A 3010-nucleotide genomic window follows, 5' to 3' on the forward strand; every position below is an offset into this window, starting at 1 on the left:
CGGGGATGGACCAGCGAAAGCCCCAGCATGGCGACCAGAAGGGCACCGAACCGGATCAGGTGGTCGATCGCCCAGGGCTGCCAGCTGCTGCCGGCGATCGAATAGAGCATGGCGGTGCCGACCATGGCGACCGCGCACAGCAGGGCGACCAGCCGCCATTCGATCTCGCCCAGCTTGGTCGAAAGCCGCTCGCGTTCGCCAGGACGGGTCAGGGCCGAGGCGGTCATCGGGGCGTCGCCTGATAGGGGGTGAAGCCCGGGGGCACATTGGGATCGCGGGCCGGCGCGGACGACGCCCGACGCGCCGGCGTCGGCGGTGCCACGGCCGGCTCGGGTGCCGCGCCGATGTCACCCTCGTCGATCTGCGGACCCGTCGCCTCAGGGGGCGGCGGCCGGGTGATCCGCTCGCGCATCTCGGGGTCCTTGAGCAGGACAGTGCGCATCACCTCGCGGGCGCGGGGCGCACCGGCCGTGCCCCCGCCCCGGCCGCCGTGCTCGATGATGACGGCGACGGCATAGCGCGGGGCATCCACCGGTGCGAAGGCGATGAACAGGTTGTGGTCCTTCTCTGCCCAGACGTTCGACCTGCGGGTGCCGGACCCATAGTCCCGCGACTGGGCCGTGCCGGTCTTGCCGGCCATCTGGATGTCGCCCAGCCCCAGCTGCGACTGGCGATAGGCGGTGCCGGACCTGTCATTGGCCACCGCGATCATGCCCTGGCGCACGATCTCGATATGGGCCGGGTCGAACGGCAGGTCGGGCACGGCGGCCCCGGACGGACGCTCGACGCCGCCGACCGACTTGATCAGACGCGGCAGGATCGCCTTCTTCCCGTTGGCCAGCCGCGCCGTATAGGTGGCCAGTTGCAGGGCATTGACGGTCACCGCCCCCTGGCCGATCGCCACCGACGTCGTCTCGCCCGGATGCCAGGTCGGATCACGCGGGAAGGTGCGCCGCTTCCAGGCGGTCGAGGGCAGCAGCCCCTTCTTCTGGTTGTCGACGCCGATGTCGAACTCGTGTTCGAACCCCAGCTTCAGGGCCGTGTCGCGGATGCCGTCGACCCCGGCCCGGTTGCACATCGTGTAGAAATAGATGTCGCACGAGTTCTTGATGGCCTCGTGCATGTCCTGCGAGCCATGCCGACCCCAGCAGCGCTGGCCGGTGCGGAACACGCCGCTGCAGTTGACCCGATCCGCAGGATCCACCCCCGCCGCCAGCAGGGCCAGCGCCGTCGCCGGCTTGAAGGTCGAGCCCGGCGGGAAGACGCCGTTGATCGTTTTGTCCAGCAGGGGCTTGCGCTCGAAGTCACTCCACGCGCGATAGATCCGCGACGGCACCCCTCCGACGAACAGGTTGGGATCGAACGACGGCGACGACGTCATGCACAGGATGTCGCCGTTGCGCACATCCATGACGACACAGGCACCGCTCTCGTCGCCGAACACCTCGAGCGCCCGGTTCTGCACATCGGCATCCAGCGTCAGCACCACGTCCTTGCCGTTGATGGCGGGGCGCGACCCGCCGATGTCCTCGGCCACGACGCGACCCCGCGCATCGACCTCGACCCGCTTGCCACCCGCCTCGCCCCGCAGGTCGGCATCCAGGGCCTTTTCGACGCCGGAGCGGCCGATGCGGAAACCCGGATTGAACAGGATGGTGGGCGGTTCCTGGCCCTTGTCCCGGATCGCCTTGATGTCGCGGTCGGTGACCTTGGCGACATAGCCGATCACGTGGGCGAACGACCCGCCGAACGGATAGAACCGCGTCTCGTTCATGTCGGCCATGACGCCGGGCAGTTCGGGCGCATACAGGTTTACCCGGGCGAACTCTTCCCACGACAGGTCCGTCTTGACCGGGACGGGACTGAAGCGCGGCGCGGCGTTGACGTCGCGGATGATGGCGCGGCGGCGGTCGATGGTGTCGGGCAGCAACCGCCCAAGAAGGTCCAGCGTCTGATCCAGATCCTTGGTCTCATCACGCACGACCAGGACGCGGAAACTGGGCCGGTTGCCCGCGATGACCACCCCGTTGCGATCCAGCACCCGTCCGCGCGGCGGCGGCACAAGGCGGAAGTTGAACTGGTTCTCGCTGGCGAGCGTCGAATACTCTTGCGCCTGAACGACCTGGAGCTGGGCCAGCCGCGCGGTCAGGGCCGCGACGCCCAGAGCCGTCGCCCCGCCGACCACGAAGGTTCGGCGCAGGAACGACCCCTGGCGCTCGTTGACGTCCGAAAAGAAGATCGAGGGCTCGTTGCTCATCGCAGCCGCATGTCGCCGTCGTCGAAGCGTTCGATCATGATGTTGGCGATCGGAAACAGGAGCAGGGTCGGGATCATCTGACCGAACAGAGACAGGATGCTGGGCGCGTTCGCCGCCTGGATGCTGACGATCAGATAGGTCAGAAGAAAGGCCAGCAGGGTGCAGCAGGCGTACCAGATGAACAGGATTTGGGTCTCCTGCCCCGCCAGCAGGTTCCGCGCCGCCAGCACCACGCCGTAGACGACCAGCAGGCTCAACGACCAGACCCCGAGGGGCTGAGCGCCCGCCAACAGCAGATCGACGAACAGGCCCAGCAACAGCAGCACGAGAGGCGCGATCATCGATGGTCGGATCAGGGGCCAGGCAAAGGCCAGGACCATCGGCAGGATCGGCTCGGGCAGCTTCAGCCCGAACAGCTCGACCGGCGTAGCCAGAACGATCGACAGCCCGATCGCGATCAGGGCGGGAATGAAGATCCAGTCCATCGGGCCGACGACACGGACCGTAGCCGCCCGTCTCACCGTGGCGCTCCCGCAGGAGCAGGCGTGGCCGGCGCAGCGGCCCGGCGCGCGGCGGCGTCGCCGATGGCGGCGGCCTGGGTCGCACTGGGCGCTGGCGCGGAGGTCAGGCCTGCGAGTGGCGCGGCGTTCAGCGCCTCCGGGTTCACCAGTTGGCCGAAGTCCTGGAACAGCATGACCCGCACATAGTCGATGGCGCCCCGGTCGCTGAACAGCTTGACCCGCCAGGTGCCGT

Annotated in this window: 2 protein-coding genes and 2 pseudogenes; all 4 read right to left on the reverse strand. The window is 68.4% G+C overall.

Going from position 1 to position 3010, the window contains the following annotated elements:
• Positions 1 to 227 (reverse strand): annotated as a pseudogene (locus tag ACILQR_RS16315) (rod shape-determining protein RodA); the annotation flags it as partial.
• Positions 224 to 2257, reverse strand: coding sequence for a penicillin-binding protein 2 (mrdA, locus tag ACILQR_RS16320; RefSeq protein ID WP_395652414.1), 2034 nt, complete (start codon positions 2255 to 2257; stop codon positions 224 to 226). The pseudogene ACILQR_RS16315 and the gene mrdA, both read right to left, overlap by 4 nt.
• A complete protein-coding gene (locus tag ACILQR_RS16325) occupies positions 2254 to 2778 on the reverse strand; it encodes a hypothetical protein (RefSeq protein WP_395652415.1) in 525 nt (174 codons plus the stop codon). Before ACILQR_RS16325 ends, mrdA begins: the two co-directional genes overlap by 4 nt.
• Positions 2775 to 3010, reverse strand: a pseudogene (locus ACILQR_RS16330) (rod shape-determining protein MreC); the annotation flags it as partial. The gene ACILQR_RS16325 and the pseudogene ACILQR_RS16330, both read right to left, overlap by 4 nt.

Origin of the sequence: Brevundimonas sp. (assembly GCF_044239655.1) — a bacterium.
Lineage (GTDB): Bacteria > Pseudomonadota > Alphaproteobacteria > Caulobacterales > Caulobacteraceae > Brevundimonas.

What these genes read in the sequence shown, in the direction of transcription:
- mrdA (WP_395652414.1), bottom strand. Translation starts at nt 2,257, where the DNA reads ATGAGCAACGAGCCCTCGATCTTCTTTTCGGACGTCAACGAGCGCCAG.